General features: G+C 62.5%; 17 protein-coding genes. 12 read left to right on the top strand and 5 right to left on the bottom strand.

The genetic code is table 11. The features are described 5' to 3' along the window. Positions 1-105: 105 nt before the first annotated feature. The 4 genes from ykgO to HDE76_RS02045 form a co-directional block, all read right to left on the bottom strand. Entirely contained in the window at positions 106-231 is a 126-nt protein-coding gene (gene ykgO, locus HDE76_RS02060) for a type B 50S ribosomal protein L36 (protein ID WP_007508267.1), read from the bottom strand. Between the two features lie 60 nt (positions 232-291). Then, positions 292-1,206, bottom strand: a complete 915-nt coding sequence (locus tag HDE76_RS02055; protein ID WP_184505142.1) for a LysR substrate-binding domain-containing protein — start codon at positions 1,204-1,206, stop codon at positions 292-294. 251 nt (positions 1,207-1,457) lie between these two features. After that, a complete protein-coding gene (locus HDE76_RS02050; protein WP_184505140.1) occupies positions 1,458-3,476 on the bottom strand; it encodes an NADPH-dependent 2,4-dienoyl-CoA reductase in 2,019 nt (672 codons plus the stop codon). Between the two features lie 85 nt (positions 3,477-3,561). After that, a complete protein-coding gene (locus tag HDE76_RS02045; RefSeq protein ID WP_179476665.1) occupies positions 3,562-3,819 on the bottom strand; it encodes an acyl-CoA-binding protein in 258 nt (85 codons plus the stop codon). Positions 3,820-3,943: 124 nt separating this feature from the next. Here HDE76_RS02045 and cmk point away from each other — a divergent pair, with 124 nt between their 5' ends. The 12 genes from cmk to HDE76_RS01985 all read left to right on the top strand — a co-directional run bounded on the left by cmk (position 3,944) and on the right by HDE76_RS01985 (position 22,842). Then, positions 3,944-4,624 (top strand): (d)CMP kinase, encoded by a 681-nt coding sequence (cmk, locus tag HDE76_RS02040; RefSeq protein ID WP_184505138.1) that lies wholly within the window; start codon positions 3,944-3,946, stop codon positions 4,622-4,624. A 197-nt stretch (positions 4,625-4,821) separates the two neighbouring features. Next, positions 4,822-6,501, top strand: a complete 1,680-nt coding sequence (gene rpsA, locus HDE76_RS02035; RefSeq protein WP_179476663.1) for a 30S ribosomal protein S1 — start codon at positions 4,822-4,824, stop codon at positions 6,499-6,501. Positions 6,502-6,571: 70 nt separating this feature from the next. Next, entirely contained in the window at positions 6,572-6,871 is a 300-nt protein-coding gene (locus HDE76_RS02030) for an integration host factor subunit beta (RefSeq protein WP_179476662.1), read from the top strand. A gap of 165 nt (positions 6,872-7,036) precedes the next feature. Continuing rightward, positions 7,037-7,297: a lipopolysaccharide assembly protein LapA domain-containing protein gene (locus tag HDE76_RS02025; protein WP_179476661.1), complete on the top strand. Its 261-nt coding sequence runs from the start codon at positions 7,037-7,039 to the stop codon at positions 7,295-7,297. Continuing rightward, the gene (gene lapB / locus HDE76_RS02020) at positions 7,294-8,466 is read left to right on the top strand and encodes a lipopolysaccharide assembly protein LapB (protein ID WP_179476660.1); all 1,173 of its coding nucleotides are present in this window, start codon (positions 7,294-7,296) and stop codon (positions 8,464-8,466) included. Before HDE76_RS02025 ends, lapB begins: the two co-directional genes overlap by 4 nt. Before the next feature lie 98 nt (positions 8,467-8,564). Continuing rightward, positions 8,565-9,497: a glycosyltransferase family 4 protein gene (locus tag HDE76_RS02015; protein WP_255481379.1), complete on the top strand. Its 933-nt coding sequence runs from the start codon at positions 8,565-8,567 to the stop codon at positions 9,495-9,497. Further along, positions 9,484-11,385 carry a nucleoside-diphosphate sugar epimerase/dehydratase gene (locus HDE76_RS02010; RefSeq protein ID WP_179476658.1) on the top strand — a complete coding sequence of 634 codons (1,902 nt, stop codon included), beginning with the start codon at positions 9,484-9,486 and terminating at the stop codon, positions 11,383-11,385. The genes HDE76_RS02015 and HDE76_RS02010 overlap by 14 nt, the downstream gene beginning before the upstream one ends. Beyond that, a complete protein-coding gene (galU, locus tag HDE76_RS02005) occupies positions 11,382-12,266 on the top strand; it encodes a UTP--glucose-1-phosphate uridylyltransferase GalU (RefSeq protein WP_184505134.1) in 885 nt (294 codons plus the stop codon). Before HDE76_RS02010 ends, galU begins: the two co-directional genes overlap by 4 nt. Before the next feature lie 285 nt (positions 12,267-12,551). Beyond that, positions 12,552-18,656 (top strand): MG2 domain-containing protein, encoded by a 6,105-nt coding sequence (locus tag HDE76_RS02000; RefSeq protein WP_184505132.1) that lies wholly within the window; start codon positions 12,552-12,554, stop codon positions 18,654-18,656. A gap of 68 nt (positions 18,657-18,724) precedes the next feature. Next, a complete protein-coding gene (gene pbpC / locus HDE76_RS01995) occupies positions 18,725-21,136 on the top strand; it encodes a penicillin-binding protein 1C (RefSeq protein WP_184505130.1) in 2,412 nt (803 codons plus the stop codon). A 35-nt stretch (positions 21,137-21,171) separates the two neighbouring features. After that, the gene (locus HDE76_RS01990; protein ID WP_221262253.1) at positions 21,172-22,476 is read left to right on the top strand and encodes an FAD-binding oxidoreductase; all 1,305 of its coding nucleotides are present in this window, start codon (positions 21,172-21,174) and stop codon (positions 22,474-22,476) included. Positions 22,477-22,485: 9 nt separating this feature from the next. After that, positions 22,486-22,842 (top strand): tRNA-binding protein, encoded by a 357-nt coding sequence (locus tag HDE76_RS01985; protein ID WP_184505127.1) that lies wholly within the window; start codon positions 22,486-22,488, stop codon positions 22,840-22,842. Between the two features lie 7 nt (positions 22,843-22,849). Here the strand turns inward: HDE76_RS01985 and HDE76_RS01980 are convergent, their stop codons facing one another. Further along, positions 22,850-23,788 (bottom strand): MBL fold metallo-hydrolase, encoded by a 939-nt coding sequence (locus HDE76_RS01980; RefSeq protein ID WP_184505125.1) that lies wholly within the window; start codon positions 23,786-23,788, stop codon positions 22,850-22,852. Between the last annotated feature and the right edge of the window lie 121 nt (positions 23,789-23,909).

The following is a 23,909-nucleotide window of genomic DNA, read 5'->3' as shown; positions in this document are numbered from 1 at the left end:
GATGCAACCGCGTCTCGCCATGCGAAAGCCATTTCGATGGGCATAAAAAAAGGCCGCTTGCGCGGCCTTTTTCATTGCATCGCTAACGTGTGGGTCCGACTGGACTCAGCGCTGGCGAGCCTTGAAACGCGGATTGCTCTTGCAGATCACGAACACCTTGCCGCGACGGCGAACGACCTTGCAGTCACGGTGCCGCGCCTTGGCGGACTTCAAAGAGTTAAGCACCTTCACGGCCAGCTCCTGACACTATTCAAAAGTTAAGTCAGCAAGTGTAACGGGGCTACGTGGTTATCACAAGCCTTGCACGGCGGTCACCGCATCGGCCACGGTGGCCATAAATTGCCTAAGGGCAGGGGAGTCGTCGTCGACGCGGCAAGCCACAGCCAGTAGAAGATAGGCGTCGGAATCCTCCAGCGCTAAATAGCTGACTCCCGCCAGACGCACCGCGCGCATGCTCGCAGGCACCAGCGCCATGCCAAGTCCTGCCGCGACCAGTGCCAGCAGGCCATTGATCTGCTGGGCCTGTTGAATGATCAGTGGCTCGAAGCTCGCCTTCGTCGCCAGTTTGACCAAACTGTCGTAGAGCGTGGCGGCAAGCTCGCGCGGCTGGGAAATAAACGCGTCACCGGCGACTTCGATCAGGCGCAGGCTTTTTCGGCCGGCCAGCCGGTGGCCGATCGGCACGGCAAGCACCAGGGGTTCGCGATCGATCACGCGCAGCCGTAAATTGCGCGCATCCTGGGCGTGCAGCGGTTCATCGCGCACAAAACCGACGTCGATGTGACCGGCCAGCAGCGCGGCGAATTGAGGTTCGGTGTACATCTCGCTCAACTGCAGGCGCACGTTCGGCGCAATTTGCCCGTAACGCAGTAGCGTCTGCGGTAGCGCAGGATGGAAAGAGACGGAAGTCGTGTAAGCCAGGCGTAGCTGTCCGCTATGGCCTTTCGCCGCCGCGACGACGTGGCTGCGCGCCTCATCGGCCTTGGCCAGAATCTGCCGCGCCTCTTCCAAAAAAATCTTGCCGGGCTCGGTCAGGGCGACGTTGCGCTTGTTGCGCTCGAGCAGTCGCACGCCCAGATCCTGTTCCAGCGATTGAATCTGCTGCGATAACGGCGGTTGCGACAGGTGCAGCCGGATCGCCGCGCGAGTGAAGCTGAGCTCCTCGGCGACGGCCACGAAATAACGCAGCTGGCGAAAATCAAACATATCGACACATTGCTGATTTATAGCGTTATCAAATAAGTAAGAGCCTAAATATATATTGGATACTTAGATGCGTCGATCACATACTTCCGCTCGTCCCGCCGCTTCCCCTCCCCCTAGCGGCGGTGGCCCTCGCCCCGCGGTAACGCTAAATACGACATCTGGTCATCTCCCCCCTGACCCATGTTGATGCGTTACAAACGCGGGGCGTTCTTTTTTTTGGCAGCCCACCGGCAGCTCTCGCGCCGAGGCGGCTACATCCGGCTGGCGACCTGCGTACCCTGCGCGATAGCGCGTTTTGCATCGAGTTCGGCCGCCACGTCGGCACCGCCGATGACGTGAACCCGGATGCCGGCGGCGATCAAGTCATCGGCCAGCCGGCGGTTCGGCTCCTGACCCGCGCAAATTACGATGTTGTCGACCGGCAAAATCTGCGACTGGCCGCCGACAGTGATATGCAGGCCCTGGTCGTCGAAGCGCTCGTAGCTGACGCCACCGAGCATCTGGACCTGCTTGGCCTTGAGGGTGGCGCGGTGGACCCAGCCGCTGGTCTTGTTGAGCCGTCCGCCGGGTCGACCCTCGCTGCGCTGAAGCACCCAGATCTGCCGAGCCGGTGCCTCGGGCTGCGGTTTCTGCAGGCCGCCGCGGTGCGCCAGCTGCATGTCCACGCCCCATTCGTGGGTCCAGCGCGCCACGTCGGTGGCGGCTGAGGGAGCGTTTTCCACGAGAAACTCGGCCACGTCAAATCCGATGCCGCCGGCACCGATCACGGCGACCTTTGCGCCGACCGGCGCGTGGCGCGCCAAAACATCCAAGTAGCTCAGAACGCGAGCATCATTACTGCCGGGAAAGCTCACCGCGCGCGGCGTGATGCCTGTGGCGATGACCACCTCGTCGTAGCCGCCGGCGACCAGCGAGACCGCATCCGCGGTCTGGCCCAGTTGCACGTCGACGCCGTGGTCGGTCAGCTGATGACCGAAGTAGCGCAGGGTTTCATAAAACTCTTCCTTGCCTGGGATCTGCTTGGCGTAATTGAACTGGCCACCGATTTCCTGCGCCTTGTCGATCAGCGTCACGGCGTGGCCGCGCTGGCCCAGCGTGCTGGCACAGGCCAGGCCGGCTGGGCCTGCGCCGATGACGGCAATGCGTTTGCGTTTCGAGGCTGGTGTAATGACCAGCTCGGTTTCATGGCAGGCGCGCGGGTTGACCAGGCAACTAGCGCGTTTGCTCTGAAAGACGTGATCGAGACAGGCCTGATTGCAGGCGATGCAGGTATTGATGCGGTCGCCACGTCCGGCCTTGGCCTTTACCGCCCACTCGGGGTCGGCCAGCAGCGGCCGCGCCATTGAGACCATATCGGCGGCGCCGTCGGCAAGAATGCTTTCCGCCACGTCGGGCATGTTGATGCGGTTGGTGGTGATCAGCGGGATCGCGACCTCGCCCTTGAGCTTCTTTGTGACCCAGGCGAAACCGGCGCGCGGCACGCTGGTGACGATGGTCGGCACGCGCGCTTCGTGCCAGCCGATGCCGGTATTGATGATGCTGGCACCGGCCGCTTCGATGCCCTTGGCAAGCGTAACGATTTCGTCCCAGTCCTGGCCGCCTTCGACCAGGTCGAGCATCGACAGGCGATAGATGATGATGAAATTCTTGCCCACCGCTTCGCGTGTGCGACGAACGATTTCAATCGGCAGGCGCATGCGCCTTGCGGCGTCGCCACCCCAGGCATCGCTGCGTTGATTGGTGCGGGCGGCGATGAACTGGTTGATCAGATAGCCTTCCGAACCCATGACTTCGACGCCGTCGTAGCCGGCCTCCTGCGCCAGCTTGGCGCAGCGCACGAAGTCCCTGACGGTCTGCTCAACCCCGCGCGTGCTGAGCGCGCTCGGTGTGAACGGCGTGATCGGCGATTTGATCTTCGAGGGTGCCACCGACAGCGGGTGGTAGCCGTAGCGGCCGGCGTGCAGTATCTGCATGCAGATCAGCCCGCCCTCGGCGTGCACGGCATCGGTCAGCTTGCGGTGGCGCGGTTTGTGCCATGGCATCGACAGGCGACCGCCGAAGGGTTTCAGCCAGCCGCGAATGCTCGGGGCGATGCCGCCGGTCACCATCAGGCCCACGCCGCCGCGGGCGCGTTCGGCGAAATAGGCGGCCAACTTATCGTAATCGCTGGCTTTGTCCTCGAGCCCAGTGTGCATCGATCCCATCAGGATGCGGTTGGGCAGGGTGACGTGGCCAAGGTTCAAGGGGGCAAACAGGTGCGGATAGTTCATGCGATCACGGCCGGTTCAAACAATCGTATGAATGTGCCGGTGTTCGAGGGTTGAAAGCAAGTGTTGGATGGAGCGTATTGCCGTTTCAGGCCAGCAATTGGTGCACGAGGGCGATGTAGCGGCGCATTGCTTCTTCCTCCGATACACCTTGCAGCTTGGCCCACGCCTCGTGTTTGGCCGTGCCTATGAAATCGAAAAAACCGGGTGGCGCGCTGTTCAGATCACCCTCCGATCCTTGCTTGTAAAGCGCGTAGAGCTTGAGCAGGGTGTCGTTGTCAGGGCGCTTGCCGTGTCGCTGAATATCCTCAGCGGCCTGTTCGAACTCGCGGCGAAGATCGGTCATGATGGGGGTCGGAAAAGCTTGCGAACCAAGCGCATTGGTGTGATATCACGCGACTCAGTCGGGGTCAACGAGGCGGTGCACGCGCTAAACTGGCGGCCTGCTTTTCCTCGAACCAGGATTCTTCATGAGCCATGCCACGCCCGCGCCCGTTCTGACTATCGATGGACCATCGGGATCAGGCAAAGGCACGATCAGCGCGCTGGTGGCCCGGCATCTGGGCTGGCGTCTGCTCGATTCGGGTGCGCTTTATCGCGCGGTGGGCTATGCCGCTGGTATGGAGGGGCTGGATCTGTCCGACGTGGACGCGGTAACCCGCTGCGCGCGCAGCACCCGCATCAGGTTCAGCGCGGCGATCGATGGCGGCGAGACTCGCGTCCTCGTCAACGGGCATGACGCGACGGACGAGCTGCGCACGGAGACGGCTGGCGCGGCCGCCTCGGCGATTGCCTCGATGCCATCGGTGCGTGAAGCCTTGGTAGCGCTGCAGCTCGGCTTTCGCAAAGCGCCCGGGCTAGTGGCCGACGGGCGCGATATGGGGACGGTGATCTTTCCGGATGCCGCGTTCAAGGTGTTTCTTACCGCCAGTGCCGCCGAAAGAGCGAAAAGACGCTATAAGCAGTTGAAGGAAAAGGGACTTAGCGTTACACTTTTCGGCCTTCAGCGCGAAATTGAGGCGCGTGACAGCCGCGATGCATCGCGTGCGGTCGCGCCGCTCAAGCCTGCCGAAGATGCCTTGCTGATCGACACCACCGGCATGGGCATCGAGGAGGTCGTCGCGAAAGTACTCGCCGTGGTGCAGCCGTAAACAGCGGCACCGCGGTTTTCTCGTCCCGGTCGAAGCTTCCCTTTGGAGGCGACGTCGGGATTTTGGCCAACGGTGACAAGGGTTGTCGTTCCTGCGGGAACCACCCGGACTTGCCCTCAACCGGTGGACCGGCCGGTACGTGCGCAATCTTAAGTAAAGCGCAGCGAGCCGCGGTCTTTTCCCACTATGGAATCAACATGACTGAAAGTTTTGCCGAACTGTTTGAACAGAGCCAGCAGGCCATCTCCAAGCTGAAGCCTGGCGCCATCGTCACCGGTATCGTTGTGGAAATCCGCAACGACGTCGTCGTGATCAACGCCGGCCTGAAGAGCGAAGGCATTGTCCCCATCGAGCAGTTCCGCGATGAGCAGGGCGTGCTTGAGGTGCAGGTAGGCGACGAGGTGAAGGTTGCCCTCGAAGCTTTGGAAGACGGTTTCGGCGAAACCAAGCTGTCGCGCGAGAAAGCCAAGCGTTCGATGGTGTGGGACGATCTGGAGCACGCGTTCGACAAGGAAGAGACCATCGTTGGTCTCATCTCCGGCAAGGTCAAGGGCGGCTTCACGGTCGACATCAAGGACGTCCGCGCGTTCCTGCCGGGCTCCCTGGTCGATGTGCGCCCGGTGCGCGATCCGGTTTTCCTCGAGGGCAAGGAACTCGAGTTCAAGATCATCAAGCTCGACCGCAAGCGCAACAACGTCGTGGTCAGCCGCCGTGCCGTGGTCGAGACCGAGTTCTCGGCCGAGCGCGAGCAGCTGCTTGAGCGCCTGACCGAGGGCGCGGTGGTCAAGGGCACGGTCAAGAACCTCACCGACTACGGCGCGTTCGTGGATCTGGGCGGTATCGACGGCCTGCTGCACATCACCGACATGGCGTGGAAGCGCGTTCGCCATCCGTCCGAAGTGGTCAACGTCGGCGACGAGCTGGACGTGCGCGTGCTGAAGTACGACAAGGAGCGCAACCGCGTTTCGCTGGGCCTGAAGCAGCTGGGCGACGACCCGTGGGTCGCCATCGCCCGCCGCTACCCGGTCGGCAGCCGCCTGTTCGGCAAGGTCTCCAACGTCACCGACTACGGCTGCTTCGTCGAGATCGAGCCGGGCGTGGAAGGCCTGGTGCACGTCTCGGAAATGGACTGGACCAACAAGAACGTCAACCCGGCCAAGGTGGTTCAGGTGGGCGACGAGACCGAAGTCACCGTGCTGGACGTGGATGAGGAGCGTCGCCGCATCTCGCTGGGTATCAAGCAGACCCGCTCGAACCCGTGGGAAGCCTTTGCCGCCATGCATAAGAAGGGCGACAAGGTCTCCGGCCAGATCAAGTCGATCACCGATTTTGGCGTGTTCATCGGCCTGGATGGCGGCATCGACGGTCTGGTCCATCTGTCCGACATCTCCTGGCAGGTGACCGGCGAAGAGCTGGTGCGCAACTTCAAGAAGGGCGACGAGATCGAGGCCGTGGTGCTGGCCGTCGATCCGGAGCGCGAGCGCATCTCGCTGGGCATCAAGCAGATGGAGCAGGATCCGTTCGGCCAGTTCATGGCGGCGAACCCCCGCGGCACGATCGTCAACGGCGTGGTGAAGGAAGTCGACGCCAAGGGTGCGTTGATCGACCTGGGCGAGGGCGTCGAGGGTTACCTGCGCGCCAGTGACATCGCCAAGGAGCGCGTCGACGATGCCACCGAGCATCTGAAGGTTGGCGACAAGGTCGAAGCCAAGTTCACCGGCATGGATCGCAAGGGTCGCCAGCTGGCGCTCTCGATTCGCGCCAAGGATGAGGCCGATCTGCCGGAAGAGCCGGCCGCTCCAGACTATGCTTCCGCCTCCACCGGCACGACCAAGCTGGGCGCGCTGCTGAAGGAACAGTTCGACAAGGCCGACTGATCGTTGCGAGAGCACGACACGGGGCGGCACGAGCCGCCCCGTTGTTTAACGTCACGGACATTGGGGTCCCATGACCAAATCTGAATTGATCGAGGCGCTGGCAAGGCGTCAAACCCATCTTGCGTTTGCAGACGTCGAATTGGCCGTCAAAAGCGTGATCGAACAGATGAGTCATGCCCTTGCTCACGGTGAGCGTATTGAAGTGCGTGGCTTCGGAAGCTTTGCACTGCATTATCGGCCACCGCGCATGGGGCGCAATCCGAAGTCGGGCGACGCCGTTGCGCTACCCGGCAAGCACGTACCGCATTTCAAACCCGGTAAAGAGCTACGGGAACGGGTGAATCAGCATCTGGAAGAAACCAGTAGTTGATTGCGTGAGCAAAACACGTTTATCGAGGCAGGCGACCGCAAGTCGATCCTGCCTTTTTTATGTATGTCATTGTCGGAACCGCGCAAGCATCGCAAGCCGTTGGCCCGCGGTCGGCGCTCGCGTCGGTATCTGTGCCAGTCACGGTCAATCGGGTAAAGTCGACGCATGCGATTACTAGTCATCCTTATTCTTTTGGTTTTTGCGGCGGCGGGCATCGTGGTCGGTGCGCTGAATGCCGACATGGTCAACTACGACCTCGTACTTGCCCGGGTGCATGTGCCAAAGGGCGCGGCGTTGCTGTGTGCGCTAGTGATCGGCTGGCTGCTCGGCGGGCTGACAGCGTGGCTGGGCGTGATCACGCGCCAACGCCGTGAACGTCGTCGGCAGCTGCGCGACAACGAAAAGAAGCTGTCGGCCGCTGCATGAATTATCCCTACGCGCTGGTTCTGCTGGTGCCGGTGGCTTTCGTACTCGGCTGGCTGGCCTCTCGTCGACTGGGCGCGAAACGCTCCGGCGCTGAAGTCAGCGAGCTGTCCTCGGATTATTTCCGCGGCCTGAATTATCTGCTCAACGAAGAGCAGGACAAGGCGATCGAGGTGTTCCTCAAGCTCGCCGAGTACAACCGCGATACCGTCGAAACGCATCTGGCGCTCGGCAATCTGTTTCGCCGCCGCGGCGAGGTGGATCGCGCGATTCGCCTGCATCAGCATCTGGTGTCGCGCCCAGGCTTGTCCGACGCGATGAAAACGGTGGCCCTGCTAGAGCTGGGCGAAGACTATATGCGGGCCGGTCTGCTCGATCGCGCGGAGGCGCTGTTTTCGGATCTGGTGGCGATGGACGCGCATGCGCCTTCCGCGCTGCGGCATCTCATTGCGATCTATCAGCACGAGCGCGATTGGCACAAGGCGATCGAGCACACGCGCCGGCTCGAGGCCATGACCGGCGAAGACGAAGCGGCGATGAAGGCGCAGTTTTTCTGCGAACTGGCCGACCGCGCGCGCCAGCACGGCGCGCGCGCCGAGGCGCGCGACTACCTGCGTCAGGCCTTCGAATGCCAGCCCGACTGCGTGCGCGCCTTCATGCTGACCGGTCGGCTGCAGTCCGAGGACGATCATCACGCGGAAGCGGTGCTGGCCTATGAGTCCGCCATCGATGCCGATATCGCGTTTGCGCCGGAGATTCTGCCGCCGCTGCTCAACAGCTATGCGCGCTCGCAGCAGATGGATCGTGCCGAATCGTTTTTGCGCGACATGCTCAGCCGCTACCACGGCATCTCCCCGGTGCTGGCGCTGGCGCATATCTATCGCCAGCGCGACGGCGAACGTGCGGCGATCGACTTTCTCACCTCGCAGCTGCGTCAGCGCCCGTCGGTGCGCGGCCTGATGGCGCTGATCGATGCCACGATGGATAGAATCGAAGGCGAAGCGCGCGAGAATTTCCTGATCCTGCGCGATCTCACCAAGAAGCTGCTGGAGGGGCAGGCGATGTATCGCTGCAGCCGCTGCGGCTTCGGTGCCAAGGCGCATCACTGGCAGTGCCCCAGCTGCAAGAGCTGGGGCACGGTACGACCGATTCATGGCGTGGCCAGCGAATGACGACAGGTATCGTTTCTGTCGCTGCCTGGCCATTCGTCGCTCTGATCATCACATTTTTCCTCGTCCGTGGTGCCATTGCTTACGCACATTGGCGCGGCATGCTGGATCAACCTGGGCAGCGTCGGTCGCACCGCATTCCCACGCCGCGTGGCGGCGGTATCGGCTTGGTTCTCGCGCTCCTGGTTTGCATGCCAGGAGCCTTGCTCAGCACACAGAAAGCATGGACAGCTCCCATCGTCGTCAGCCTGGAGATCGCTTTCGCACTCGTCGCTCTGGTCGGCTGGTGGGACGACCATCGTCCGCTGCCGGTATTGCCCCGATTCGGTGCGCAGCTGCTTGCCGTGCTGTTGTTTTCCAGCGCCTTGCTCGCTACCGGTTTGTCGTGGTGGTGGCTGCCGCTCTTGCTGGGCGCGGGTGCATGGAGCATCAATCTGCATAATTTCATGGACGGCATCGACGGGCTGCTGGCGCAGCAGATCATTTTTGTCGGGGCTGGATTGGCCTGGATGAGCTGGTCGATCGGGCAGTTGGCGCTGGCCATCGGCGCAACGGCGATGGCCGCCTCGGCGTTGGGATTCTGGCTATTTAACCGCCCGACAGCACGTATTTTTATGGGCGATGTCGGCAGCGGCAGTACGGGCTTTCTGATATTCGGCCTTGGCGCCATGCTCTGGGGGCTCGATCACGCGCTGCTCTGGCCGGTGCTGATTCTCTCGTCGGCATTTGTGCTTGATGCCACGTTGACATTGGTGATGCGAATGTTACGAGGCAAGCGCTGGTACAAGCCGCATCGAGAGCACCTGTATCAGTGGATGACCCGACGCGGTGGCACGCACGGGGGAACGGATGTTCGCTATATGGCCTGGAATCTCCTGGTGGCTGGCCCGTTTGCATGGTTGGCGTTCAGTCATCTGAACATCGCCCTGCCGATTACTATGGCGTTCTACCTAAGCGCATCGGCCATGTGGCTTTTGCTCAAACGTCGCTGCATGCGACGCAACCTGTCGAAGGATCGTCATGTCGCTGCGTAAATTGGTTGGTTTTATCCACCCGCGCGTCGCCGTCGTGATCCACGATCTGGCGATGACCGCGCTGGCCTGGTGGATCGCCAAGATGTTGCGCTACACGTTCAACCCCGGCGACGTCGTCAGTTTCCAATTGCTCGAATTTCCCATCGTTCTGGTTATCCAAGGGCTGATTCTGCGATGGACCGGTCTGTATCGAAGCGTATGGCGTTTTGCCAGCCTGCCGGATTTGTGGAATATCGCCCGCGCCTCGCTGATAGGTGCAGTAACGATAGGCTTGGCACTGTTTTTGTACGACAGACTGGACGGCGTTCCCCGCACCACCTTTCTGCTTTACCCGCTGGTGCTCGGCGCGCTGCTGGGGCTTCCGCGGCTGGCCTACCGTTTCTGGAAAGACAGCCGCCGCGAGCTGCTTAAGAACAGCGATGACGTGAAGCGCGTTCTCATCGTTGGCGCGGACCGCGCTGGCGAGGTGCTATCACGCGATCTCCGTCGCGACAGCCGCTATGCCGTAGTTGGTTTCGTCGATGACAAGCCCAGCCTGCGCGGCGCCAGCATTAATGGCCATCCCGTATTGGGTCGCTTCGACCAGTTGTCGGACGTGGTGCGCGAGGCGGCGGTGCAGATGCTGCTGATTGCGCTGCCTGGGGCCTCGACCAGCGAAATGCGGCGCGTCGTAGAGCTTTGTGACCATACCGGACTGCCGTATCGCACGATTCCCCGGCTGGAGGACGTCGTTGCCGGGCGCGCGCAGTTCAACCAGATCAAGGAGGTGGCGATCGAGGATCTGCTCGGCCGCGATGCCGTCGAACTCGATTGGACGTCCATCCGCGAAACGCTCACCGCCCGCCGCGTACTGGTAACCGGCGGCGGCGGCTCGATCGGCTCGGAGCTTTGTCGTCAGATTGCGCGACTCGGTGCGCAGTCGCTGATCGTGGTGGAGCAGAGCGAATACAACCTTTATCGCATCATGCAGGAACTGCGTGCCGATTTTCCGGAGCTGATCTTCGAGGGCATACTGGCCAATTGCGGCGATCAGGTCGCCATGCAGAAAGCCTTCGCCGAAACCAAGCCGCAGGTGATTTTCCATGCCGCGGCGTACAAGCACGTGCCGATGCTGCAGGCGCAGTTGCGATCGGCCTTCCGCAACAATGTGCTCGGCACGCGCACAGTGGCCGATCTGGCGCGCGAGGTAGGGGTCGAGTGTTTCGTTCTGATCTCCACCGACAAGGCGGTCAACCCGACCAGCGTGATGGGTGCCTGCAAGCGCGTGGCCGAGATCTACTGCCAGAACCTCAACGCTCACGCCGATACCCGTTTCATGACCGTACGCTTCGGCAACGTGCTGGATTCGGCGGGCTCGGTCGTTCCCCTTTTTCGCCAGCAGATTCTGGACGGTGGCCCCGTCACGGTGACCCACCCTGAAATCTCTCGCTATTTCATGACCATTCCCGAAGCCTGTCAGCTGATTCTGCAGGCGGCGAGCATCGGTAAGGGTGGGGAAATTTTCGCGCTCGACATGGGCGAACCGGTGAAAATTCGCGATCTAGCCGAGCAAATGATTCGCCTTACCGGCAAAAAGCCCGGCACGGAGATTCCCATCGTTTATACGGGTCTGCGCGCTGGCGAAAAGCTGTTCGAAGAATTGTTCCATCCGCTGGAAAATTACAGCGGCACCGGCCATTCGAAAATTTTTCTGGCGCAGCACCGCGAAGTTTCGTGGGAGCTGTTGCAGGCCCTGTTGAACAAGGCCGCCGAAGCCAGCGATGTGTTCGACGAAGAAGAGCTGCGGCGCTGCGTGTCGAGCCTTCTGCCGTCCTTCCGCTGGACCGAAGTGGCGCAGCCCGATAACGTGGTGTCGATACGCCGCATCAACCCGGAGAAGAGTGAGTGAGTAAACCCCTGCGCAAGGTCGTGTTCCCCGTTGCCGGACTCGGCACGCGTTTTCTCCCGGCGACTAAGGTCGTAGCGAAGGAAATGCTGCCGGTGCTGGACAAGCCGTTGATCCAGTACGCGGTCGACGAAGCCGTGGATGCCGGTGCCGATACGCTGATCTTTGTCACCAATCGCTACAAGCACGCGATCGCCGATTATTTCGACAAGGCCTATGAGCTGGAAGCGAAACTGGAAGAAAAGGGCAAGGACGAACTGCTGGCACTCGTGCAGGGCACGCTACCCTCGCATGTGCGCGCGATCTTTGTGACCCAGCCCGAAGCGTTCGGCCTCGGTCACGCGGTGCTCTGCGCTAAGCCGGTGGTCGGCGACGAACCGTTTGGCGTGGTCTTGCCCGACGACCTGATCTGGAACGGCAAGATCGGTACCGGCAAGGGCGCGCTGCGGCAGATGGCCGAGCTGGCGAACGCGCAGGATGCGGGTGTCATTGCCGTGGAAGAAGTGCCGCACAGCGACACCGATAAATACGGCATCGTCGATGCCACGCCGGTCGATGAACGCAGCGCCTGGATTCACCACATGGTGGAGAAGCCCAAGCCGGCCGACGCCCCGTCCAACTTGGCCGTTGTCGGGCGCTATGTGTTGCCCGGACGCATCTTTCAGCTGCTGGAGCAAACGACGCCAGGAGCCGGCGGCGAGATCCAGCTGACCGACGCGATCGAGGCGCTGCTGAAAGAGCAGGGCAGGGTTCTCGCCTATCGTTTCGAAGGCACGCGCTTCGACTGTGGCAACAAGGCCGGCCTGGTACGCGCCACTATGCATATGGCCATGCAGGACCCCACCCTGGCTGCCGTGGTTCGCGATTTCGTCGGCAAGATTTAATCGTCCGACTCATAAGTCGAAGCCCAATCTACTGTGCGGGCGATAAAGGCCGACATCCGATGGATGTCGGCCTTTTGCTTTGGGGGAGCGTGCCGAACGAGGCCTGCGCCGACTGCCAAGCTCTTCCGCGACATGTCAGAATCGGCGCCGCAGTCTGCCATTTTCGACGCGCAGAATGCCTGGGGAAATAAGGAACAATTGCCGTCGCTACGCCCGTAGGCGCATCAATGCGGGCGATTTGAATGCACTGTTGTCGCAATCATCGGATGAAGAAAAGGGGACGTCATGGATCTGCTGCGGTTTCTGCTCATGTTGCCGGTGCGCCTTGCGCGTGGTTTGTTTCGTGGACTGGGCTGGATCCTGCGGCCCATTTTTGGTCATGTATCCTGGTCCGCGCCCACCTGGGCGCCCGCGACCGGCGCGGCGATCAAGCGCAAGCCGCGGCAGTTTGCCGGCGGCTTTTTCATCGCGTTGCTGGTGATCGCCGCCGCCTGGCTTGGCTGGCAGTGGTACCAGCATCGCCCCAGGCCGATCGAGCCCGAACGCATTAGCTTCGAGGCGAAAACGCCTGCAGTGACCGACTATCTCGCGCAGCCGGACGGCACGCCGAAAATCACCATCCATCCGCTCGATATCGCTTTTTCGGGATCGGCAGCGCCGATCGAGCTGGTCGGCAAACCGGTTACCAAAGGCATCAACATGCGCCCTGCGCTCAAAGGCGCATGGACCTGGACCGACGATCACACATTGCGCTTTGTCCCTGCCGAGGATTGGCCTGTCGGTGCGCATATCGAGGTGCGATTTGATGTTACCGATGCCTTTGCGCCCCACGTGCTGATGGCGGACGATCGTCTTGCGGTCGATCTGCCCGCTTTCAGCGCAAAATTGGGCAACGGCGAGTTCTATCAGGATCCGCAGGACCCCACGGCCAAGACCACCATAGTGCCGGTCAATTTCAACTATCCGGTGGATACCGCGCAGTTCGAGAAACGTATCGCGATCGCGCTGGCCGACAAGGACGGCAAGCCCGGCACGCCGATGAAATTTACCGTCACCTACGACGCGTTCAAGCTCAACGCGTGGGTGCATTCGCAACCGTTGGATCTGCCGCGCGATGACAGTGCCGTACTGTTGAAGCTGGACAGCGGGGTACGCAGTTCGCACGGTGGTGACGGTACGCCCGATGCCTTGCAGGCGCGTATCCGCGTGCCCGGCCTATATAGCCTGACATTGCAGGACATCGGCCCGACCCTGGTCGACAACGACAAATACGAGCCGGAACAGGTGCTGGTGATCAACGCCAGCGGCAAGGTACGCGGCAGCGATCTTGCCGGCCTGACCAAGGCCTGGGTGTTGCCGCGCAAGAAGGATGGTGTAGACCAGGCCGATGATGACGTACCTTACGGCTGGGACGTGTCCGAGGTCAGCGACGCGGTCCTGCGCAAATCTCAGCCGTTGCCGATCGCGCTGGTGCCGACCGAAGACGATTTCGCCACGCTGCAGAGCTTCAAATATCACGCCGAACCCGGTCAGCGCATCTACGTGCATGTCGGCACGGGGCTTAAATCCTTCGGCGGTTATGTGCTCGGCAAGCCGACGGCTCAAGCCTTTACGGTGCCCGACTATCCCAAGCTGCTTCGCTTCATGGCCGACGGCTCGCTGCTCTCGCTCAGCGGGAGCAAGCGCGTCTCGGTCGTGTCGCGCAATCTGCCCGGGATGCAGTTGGAGATCGGTCGCGTGCTGCCAGACCAGCTGCAGCATCTGGTCAGTCTCAACCAGGGCACTTATAGCCATCCGGAACTGATGTATGGCTTCAGCGAAGACCATATCGTCGAACGCTTTGAACAGAAGCAGGCGTTTCCCAAGACCGACCCCGGCAAGGCGCATTACGAGGGCGTCGACCTTGGCCAGTATCTGAAAGACGGCAAGCGCGGCGTCTTTCTGCTGCACCTGTCCGGCTACGACCCGGTGGCCGAGAAGAAAAAGGCCGCGGCGGCGGCCAAGGCAAAAGCGCGCGCGCTGGAGGGCACTGCGCAGGCGCCCGGCGGCGCGCCTGCGAGCGACACCAGCGCAGCCGGCGAGGACAGCAGCGATACGGCCGACAGCGCCGATCAAGGAAGCAGTGAGGCCGACGAGGGTGACGAGTCAGCCGACGGTGCTGCCGACAACGCGGCGATGCCGACCGACACCCGTCTGATCGTGGTGACCGATCTGGGCATGCTGGTGAAGCGCTCGCTCGACGGCAGCCAGGATGTTTTCGTGCAGTCCATCCGCACCGGCCAACCGGTGGGTCAGGCCAGCGTCTCCGTGCTCGCCGTCAACGGGCAGACGCTCTACACGCAGGCTACAAGCGGCGATGGCACGGTGCACTTCCCGACGTTCAAGGGACTGGACCGTGAAAAGAAGCCGGTCATGTACGTGGTCAGGAAAGGCGACGATCTGTCCTTCCTGCCGATCGGCGGCGCGGATCGCCAGCTCGATTACTCGCGCTTCGATATCGGCGGCGAACAGAATGCGGTGAACCAGGGCCAGCTTTCGGGCTATCTGTTTTCCGATCGCGGCATCTATCGTCCGGGCGACCTGTTCCACATCGGCTTGATCGTGCGCGCGGCCAGCTGGACGCGTAGTGTGGCCGGTATTCCGCTGCAGGCGGAGGTGGTCGATCCGCGCGGTGTCACCGTCAAGCAGATGCCGTTGACGATGGACGCGTCCGGCTTCGGCGAGCTCGATTACACGCCGGCCGAAACGGCGCCGACCGGCACCTGGACGGTCAATCTTTACATCGTCAAGGACGGCAAGGCCGACGCGCAGATCGGCACGACCACCATACAGGTGAAGGAATTTCTGCCCGATCGCATGAAGGTCAGCGCCAAGCTCTCCGAGCAGGTGCCGGAAGGCTGGGTCAAGCCTGACCAGCTCAAGGGCATCGTCGATGTGCAGAACCTGTTCGGCACGCCGGCGGCCGACCGCCGGGTGGAAGCCTCGCTGACGCTGCGTCCGGCGTGGCCGGCGTTCCACAGCTGGCCCGACTACCACTTCTACGACGTGCGCCGCGCCAAGGAGGGCTACGAGGAAAATCTGCAGGACGGCAAGACCGACGACAAAGGCCACGCCGAGTTCAATCTCGACCTGAAGAAATATGCCGATGCCACCTACCAGCTGTATTTCCTCAGCAAGGCCTACGAGGCCGAGGGCGGTCGCAGCGTGGCGGCTGCCGCGCAGACGCTGGTCTCGCGCAACGACTGGCTGGTCGGTTACAAGGCGGTGGACAACCTCGACTACGTCAAGCGGGACAGCCCGCGGACGGTGCATCTGGTGGCGATCAATCCACAGGCAAAAGCCTTTGCACTCAGCGACCTGAAGGCACAGCTGATCGAGCGGCGGTTTGTCTCCGTGCTGACCAAGCAGGATTCGGGCGTCTACAAATACGACTCCAAGCTGAAGGAAATCGCGATCAGCGAGCAGCCGCTGGCGATTCCCGCAGCCGGTCTCGACTACGCGCTGCCCACCGATAAGCCCGGCAATTACGCCCTGGTGATCCGTCGCGCCGCCGATCGCACGGAAGTGAACCGCGTCGAGTACTCGGTGGCCGGCGACGCCAACATCTCGCGCTCGCTCGACCGTAACGCCGAACTGCAGCTCAATCTGAGCAAGCAGGATTACGCCCAGGGCGAGCCGATGGAAATCGCCATCCGTGCGCCATATGCGGGCAGCGGCCTGATCACCATCGAGCGCGACAAGGTCTACGCCCACGCGTGGTTCCACGCCGATACGACCAGCTCGGTGCAGCACATCACGGTGCCGGCGGATTTCGAGGGCAACGGCTATATCAACGTGCAGTACATCCGCGATCCGTCGTCGGATGAGGTATTCATGAGCCCGCTGAGCTACGGCGTGGTGCCGTTCTCGGTGAACCTGGACGCGCGGCGCAATCCGATCACGGTGGATTCGCCGGCGCTGGTCAAGCCCGGCCAGACGCTGACGCTCAAACTGCATTCGAGCCAGCCGACCAAGGCCGTGGTGTTTGCGGTGGACGAGGGCATCCTGCAGGTCGCGCGTTACAAGCTCGGCGACCCGCTAAAGTTCTTCTTCCGCAAGCGCATGCTGCAGGTCGGCACATCGCAGATTCTCGACCTGATCTTGCCGGACTTCGAGAAACTGATGGCGATGGCCGCGCCGGGCGGCGATGCCGACGGCGCCATCGGTCGTCAGCTCAACCCGTTCAAGCGCAAGCGCGACAAGCCGGTGGTGTTCTGGTCCGGCATTGTCGACGTCGACGGCGAAAAGGATTTCAGTTACACGGTGCCCGATTACTTCAACGGCAAGCTGCGCGTGATGGCGGTATCCGTGTCGCCCGATCGCATCGGCACGTTCGAAGGCTCGACCACGGTGCGCGGTGATTTCGTGCTGTCGCCCAACGTGCCCACCACGCTGGCGCCCGGCGACGAAGCCGAGGTCAGCGTCGGCGTGGCCAACAATCTCACCGGCCTCAACGGCAAGCAGGTGCCGGTGGCGGTGACGCTGAAAACCGGACCGCAGCTGCAGGTGGTCGGCAATGCCACGCAGAGCCTGACCCTGGGCGAGATGCGCGAAGGTGTGGCGATCTTTCACATCAAGGCCACCCGCACGCTGGGCTCGGGCACTCTCGCCTTCAGCGCCGGCTACGGCGACAAGTCGGCCAGGCAGAGCGTGGACCTTTCGGTGCGGCCCGCCTCGGCGTATCGCACCCAGGTCGACGTTGGCCTGGTCGATGCGCACAGTAAGGTGGAGCTGCCCGATCTGCGCAAACTTTACGACGCCTACGCCTCGCGCGACGCGGCGATCTCGACCCTGCCGGTCGTGCTGGCCGAGGGGCTGACCAGCTATCTGGTGAACTACCAGAACTACTGCAGCGAGCAGCTGATCAGCGCGGCGATGCCGCGTCTGGTGGTGGCAAAATGGCCGGTGGTACCGGTTTTCGCCCACGTCCTGCAACCGGCGCTCAGCGAGAAGAAGATCAGCAACGACGAGGCGCTGGCCCAGTTCCTCGATGCGCTGCATTCGCGTCAGAACGGGCAGGGCGGCTTCGGCGTGTGGTCGGCTACGCCGGACTCCGAGCCGTTCGTGTCCGCGTATGCGATGCATTTCCTGCTCGAGGCGCGCGACCGCGGCGTGACCGTGCCGGCTGACATGCTCGACGCCGGCAACAAGTATCTGCATCAGCTGGCGGCTGACGAGAGCATCGATTCACTCGATGCCCTGCGTCAGCGCGCTTATGCGGTGTATCTGCTGACCCGCCAGGGCAACGTCACCACCAACGATCTGGCGGCGGTGCAGAAGCGTCTGCAGGAAGCGTTTCCGAATGACTGGAAGAGCGATCTGGCGGCGGCATGGCTGGCAGCGTCATACGAAATGCTCAAGCAGGACAAGGAGGCCAATCAGCTGATTGCCGGTCCGCAGAAAGCGCTGGAGCGCAAGCTGGACAAGGACGCTTACGTCTACCAGTACTACTACGATCCGCTCACCCGGGACGCCAGCGTGCTGTACCTGCTGTCGAAGTATTTCCCCGATCGGGCCAAGGCGCTGTCACCGCAGGTGATGGAAAACATTACCTGGCCGTTGGCGCATAACCGCTTCAATACGCTGTCGTCGGCGATGACGATCCTGGCCATGGACGCGTATGCCACGCAGAGCGCGGGCGAACTCGACAAGCTGGCCATCGACGAGGTGCACGGGGACGGTACGGTCAAGTCGATCGCGGCCATTCAGGGCAGTCTGCTGCAGGCCGGAAGCTGGAGTACAACAGCGGCGAAGCTGCGTTTCTCCAACGGCAGCAGCCTGCCGGCCTGGCACGTGGCCAGCCAGGGCGGCTACGACACCGACGCGCCATCCAAGGCGATCAAGGACGGCATGGAAATCGTGCGTGATTACACCGACAGCCAGGGCAAGCCGCTCGATCAGATCAGCGTGGGCGAAGAAATAGACGTCCATATCAAGATCCGCGCGACCGGCAGCGACGGCGTCGGCAATGTCGCCATCGTGGATCTGCTGCCGGGTGGCTTCGAGCCGGTGATCGATCCGCCGCCGCCGGTCACCGACCAGCAGCAGGTCGATGCGAACGGCGAAGCCGATCAGGGCGGCGACAGCCAGGTGAAGCCGACGGCGTTCCGTTCACCGGTCGGACTGTCAAGCTCGACCTGGTGGCCGGAGTACGCGGATATACGCGAGGATCGCGTGGTGATCTACGGCACGGCCACGCCGGACGTGCGCGAGTTCGTCTATCGCATCAAGGCCAGCAATGCGGGCAAGTTCATCGTGCCGCCGGCCTATGGCGAATCGATGTACGACCGCAGCGTGCAGGCACGTTCGCCCGGTGGCGGCGTGCTGACCGTGGTGAGCAAGTCGCCGTGAGTTTGAACGTTTCGCCCGGTGCCCGACCCTGAGCGTCTTTGGAATCGGGCGAAACGCCGACGCCATTTATGAAAAAAGGGTTTCCCATCCATGTCGTCAGCCAGCTCGTTCGATGGCTGATTGGCTGGCAGAACTGGCTGGTCGGCTTCGCGCTGATCGCCCTCGTGCTGATCGGCTGCCGGCTCTGGCCACATCCGCGTCTGCGCGACTGGCTGCCGTCCTCCACGGCGGTCTACGACGATCGCGGTCGGTTGATGCGGCTGACCCTGGCCAGCGACGACCGCTATCGACTGTGGGTGCCGCTCCAGGAGATCTCGCCGCAGCTGAAAGACGCGGTGCTGCTGCACGAGGATCGGTGGTTCTACTGGCATGCCGGCTTCAACCCGTATGGACTGGCGCGCGGCGCATGGGTGACCTACGTGCGCCACGGCGATCCGCAGGGAGGCTCGACCGTTACCATGCAGCTGGCCCGGTTGCTGTGGAAACTCAATACGCGTTCGCCGCTGGGCAAGCTCAAGCAGGTCGCACGCGCCGTGCAACTGGAGTTGTTGTATTCGAAGCGGCAGATTCTCGAGGCTTATCTCAACGACGCGCCCTACGGCCGCAACGTCGAAGGCGTCGGCGCGGCGAGTCTGGCCTATTTCAATAAATCGGCGGCCGCGCTGAGCTTGCCGGAGGCGCTGACGCTGGCCGTCATTCCGCAGGATCCGACGCGGCGATTGCAGGGAACGCCGCCCGCGGTGGACGCGAACGGCAACGACAACGTCATCAACTCCCAGCTGGCCGCGTCGCGCAATCGCCTGTATGCCCGCTGGTTGCATGACCATCCCAATGACGCCTCGCTGAAACCGCTGTTCGCGCTGCCGCTGAATCTGCGTCCTCTCTCGCAGCTGCCGTTCGAAGCGCCACAGGCGGTCGAGCAGGTGCTGGTAACGCGTCAGATTGCCGGCGGTAGCGGTAGCTCCCACGTCGGCACCACGATCGACCTGGATATCCAGCACAGTCTTGAGCGGCAGATCACCCAGTACGTGGCGCACAACCAGTCGCGCGGTATCCGCAATGCGGCGGCGCTGCTGATCGATACGCGCGACATGGGCATCAAGGCGATGGTGGGCTCGGCCAATTATTTCGATCGCTCGATCCAGGGTCAGGTCAACGGCACGCTGGCCAAGCGTTCACCGGGCTCGACGCTCAAGCCTTTCATCTATGCGCTGGGTTTCGATCAGGGCGTACTGCATCCGCAGACCGTGCTGCGCGACGTGCCCAGCTCGTTCGGACCGTATACGCCGGAAAACTTCGACGGCCATTTTCTCGGTCCGATCACGGCCACCGACGCCTTAATTCGCAGTCGAAATATTCCCGCCGTGTGGGTCGCCGCGCAGCTGAAGCAGCCGACCCTGTACTCGTTTCTGCACGATGCCGGCATCAGCCGCATGGCCAGCGAAAAGCACTACGGCCTGGCCCTGGTGCTGGGCGGCGGTGAGGTGACGATGCAGGAACTGGGCGGCCTTTACGCGATGCTGGCCAATCGCGGCGAGCTGAGACCGCTGCGCTTGAACAGTAGCGATCCGCAGGTGGACGGCACGCGCCTGCTCAGCGACGAGGCGAGCTTCATGGTGATGGACATGTTGCGGCAAAATCCACGGCCCGATGAAACCAGCGGTGCGCAACCGTCGTCCCTGCCGGTGTACTGGAAGACCGGTACCTCCTGGGCGTTCCGCGACGCCTGGACAGCCGGCAGCTTCGGACCCTACTTGCTGGTCGTATGGATAGGCAATTTCGACAGCACGGGCAATCCGGCGTTTGTCGGCGCGGAGGCGGCGGCGCCGCTGTTTTTTCAAATCATCGACGCGCTGCGCGCCGAGCGCCAGCAAATGGTGGAACCGATTAGGCACATGCCGGCCCATCTAAAGCGCGTGCAGATATGCCTAGCCAGCGGCGATCTGCCGAATCAGTGGTGCCCGCAGAAAGGCATGACCTGGTTTATTCCCGGCAAGTCGCCGATCCGCGTAAGCAACGTGCATCGGCCAGTGGTCATCGACGACGCGACGGGCCAGCCCGCCTGTCCGCCTTACGACGGCAAGCGCACGCATGTCGAGGTTTACGAATTCTGGCCGTCCGACCTGCAGCAGGTGTTCGCCCAGGCCGGTATCCCTCGCCGCAAGCCGCCGCAAAACCCGGAGTGCACGAACGCCGGCGCCACCGCTGGCGACCCACCGCAGATCACGTCGCCTTTGCGTGGCAGCACTTACGCGATGCGCCTCAACGGTCGGGGACAGGAGCGTATCGCCTTTACCGCCACGACCGATGCGGACGTCCATGCCTTGTACTGGTTCGTCAACGACGCTTTCGTCGGTCGCAGTGGGCCGGGCGAATCGTTGCTATGGCAGCCGCAGACCGCGGGCAGCTTCAACGTGCGCGTGGTCGATGATCACGGTCGCAGCGATCAGCGGGCGCTCGGTGTGAGCCTAGTCGACTAGGCAAGCTGTAGCCTGCGCTATGCTCAGGCTTTACGTTGGCCCATTCGATCGTGACGCAAGCGCCTGCCTCTTCGTATTACCGTGCCACGGCGACGCCTTACGACGCGTATGCACCGTTGGAAGGCACGACGCATGCGCGCGTCGCGATTGTCGGCGGCGGTTATGCCGGCTTGAATACGGCACTGGGTTTGGTCGAGCGCGGTGTGCGCGACGTGGTGCTGATGGAGCGCGAGCAAATCGGTTTCGGCGCGTCCGGTCGCAACGGTGGTTTCGTGTTCGGTGGGTACTCGCTCGGTGAGCAGGCGCTGCTCGATCAGCTGGGCGCGTCGCGTGCGCGCACCTTGTTCGATCTCACGACGGAAGCGGTTCAACGGATACGTCGACGCGTCGTCGATTACGGCATTGCCTGCGACATGGTCGACGAGGGCGTGATCTGGGCCAACTGGTTTCGCGATCCCACGGTGTTGCGCCAGCGGCAGCAGCTGCTGGCCGAGCATTACGATTCATCGTGGCAATGGCTGCCGCAGGAGCAGCTGCGCGAGCGCGTACGCAGCGACCGTTACCACGACGGCCTGTACGAACGTGACGCGCTGCATCTGCACCCGCTCAACTACGCGATCGGTCTGGCGGCTGCCGCGAGCGGGCAGGGTGTGCGTATCCATGAAGACAGCGGCGTGATCGGTCTTGCCCGCGAAGGTGCGCAGTGGCGTCTGCGTACCAAGCAGGGCGATGTGCTGGCCGATCAGGTGGTACTGGCCTGTGGCGGCTATCTCGCCGGGCTGCGGCCGACGATCGACGACGCGATTCTGCCGATCGCTACCTACGTGATGGTGACCGAGCCGCTGGGCCCGCGCATGGACGACTGCCTGCGCACGCGTGCCGCCGTTTACGACACGCGTTTTGCATTCGATTACTACCGGGCGCTGCCCGATGCACGGCTGCTGTGGGGCGGCCGGATCTCGGTACGCAATCGCTCGCCGAACGCAGTGAAGCGGCTGCTGACGCAGGATATGCTGCGCGTTTTTCCGCAGTTGCAAGGCATGAAGATCGATTATGCGTGGTCGGGGTTGATGAGCTATGCACGGCATCAGATGCCGCAGATCGGCGGCAGTGGCGATGGCTTGTGGTGGGCGCAGGCGTTCGGTGGCCATGGTCTGGCGCCCACGTGTGCCGCCGGCGAACTGCTCGCCGCGGCGATTGCCGCAGGCGACAATCGCTGGACGGCGTTTGCGGATTACGGTTTGCAGCGCACGTATCGGCCGTTCGGTTATCTTGGTGCGCAGGCAGGCTACTGGTGGCAGCAAGGCAAGGATCGGTGGAAGGCAGCGCGAGAAACATAGGGAACGAACATGAGTGAAGAAAATCACGCGGCGTTGGGAGAAATCAGCTGGGCCGATTTCGAAAAAGTGCGGATCGTCGCCGGCACCGTCGTGCGCGTGGAACCGTTTCCCGAGGCGCGCAAACCGGCGTGGAAGGTATGGGCGGACTTCGGCCCCTACGGTGAAAAGAAAACCAGCGCCCAGATCGTCGCGCTGTACAAGGCCAAGGATCTGGTCGGCCGTCAGATCGTGGGCGTGATCAACTTTCCCGAAAAACAGATCGGGCCGTTCCGCTCGCAGTTTCTGCTTACGGGTTTCCACACCGTGGAAGGCGTCGTGCTGACGTCGGTCGAGCGTCAGGTACCCAACGGAACGAGACTGGCCTGAGCCGCCATCAGGCCGCCTTTTTTTGGTTGTCCAGCCAGACTTCGAGACCCTGCGCGTTCAGTTCGATATCCATGCCGATGATGTCGACCAGCGCCGGCTTGTCGCGCGACCAGCCGTGCGCGTTAGCGCGTCCGAGATAGAGGTCGGCCAGCAGATCCTTCAATATGTCATGTCGCTGGGAGGTTTTGTCTGCCGAGTGCGCCAGTTCGACCATCGCATCGATTTGAGCGTGCAGGTCGGCGGCCAGGCGATCGATGTCCTCGACGCGACCGTAGTGGGTGAGGTACATCGCGGCCGGCTTGAGGGCCACCAGGCGATCAATGGAGGCATGCAGCTCTTTTTGATCGAACTGCACGGGGGAGGTGGTCGGTACGATGAACGGACGTCCGTCCTGGTCGAATTCGCGATACGACAAACCGAACACGTCGCCGGTGAAACACACGTTGGCGCGCGAATCGTAAATCGTGTTGTGGTGCTTGGCATGTCCTGGTGTATCCAGGCAGAGCAGCGGTCGCCCGGCAAGATCGACGAGGTACTCGTCGGTGGCCTCGATCACGCGCTCGGCGGGTATCGGACGCAGGTGGCCATACGTTTCTACCATCACCGCCTCGCCATAGACGGCGCTGGCACCGGCCCATAACTTGGATGGGTCGATCATGTGGCGGGCCCCACGCGGATGTACCACAAGTTTGGCGTTGGGTAGCTGCGCGATCAGCTCGCCCGCGCCGCCGGCGTGGTCCAGATGCACGTGCGTGAGGATCAGCCAGTCGACATCGGCCGGCGTGAGCCCGGCCTGATCCAACGCGGTAAGCATGCGCGGTACGGCGTAGTTGGTGCCGCAGTCGACGAAGGCGCCACGACCGTTTTCCACGATGAGATAGGCCGCATCAAATTGCGGTCTGACGAAGCCGGTGTCGATGGTGTGAATGCCGTGGCTGGTTGTCATGCTTACTCTCGCGCACGTTGACTATGAAATAGCGGTGCACAAGCGTAGCAAAACCCTCAGCAACGAAATGTTGACACGCTTAGGTGGCGATGGAACTAGAACGCTGGGGGCTGAACCCCCA

It is taken from the genome of Rhodanobacter sp. ANJX3, from assembly GCF_014200755.1.
Classification (GTDB): domain Bacteria; phylum Pseudomonadota; class Gammaproteobacteria; order Xanthomonadales; family Rhodanobacteraceae; genus Rhodanobacter.
This window is presented reverse-complemented; position numbering and strand designations above follow the sequence as displayed.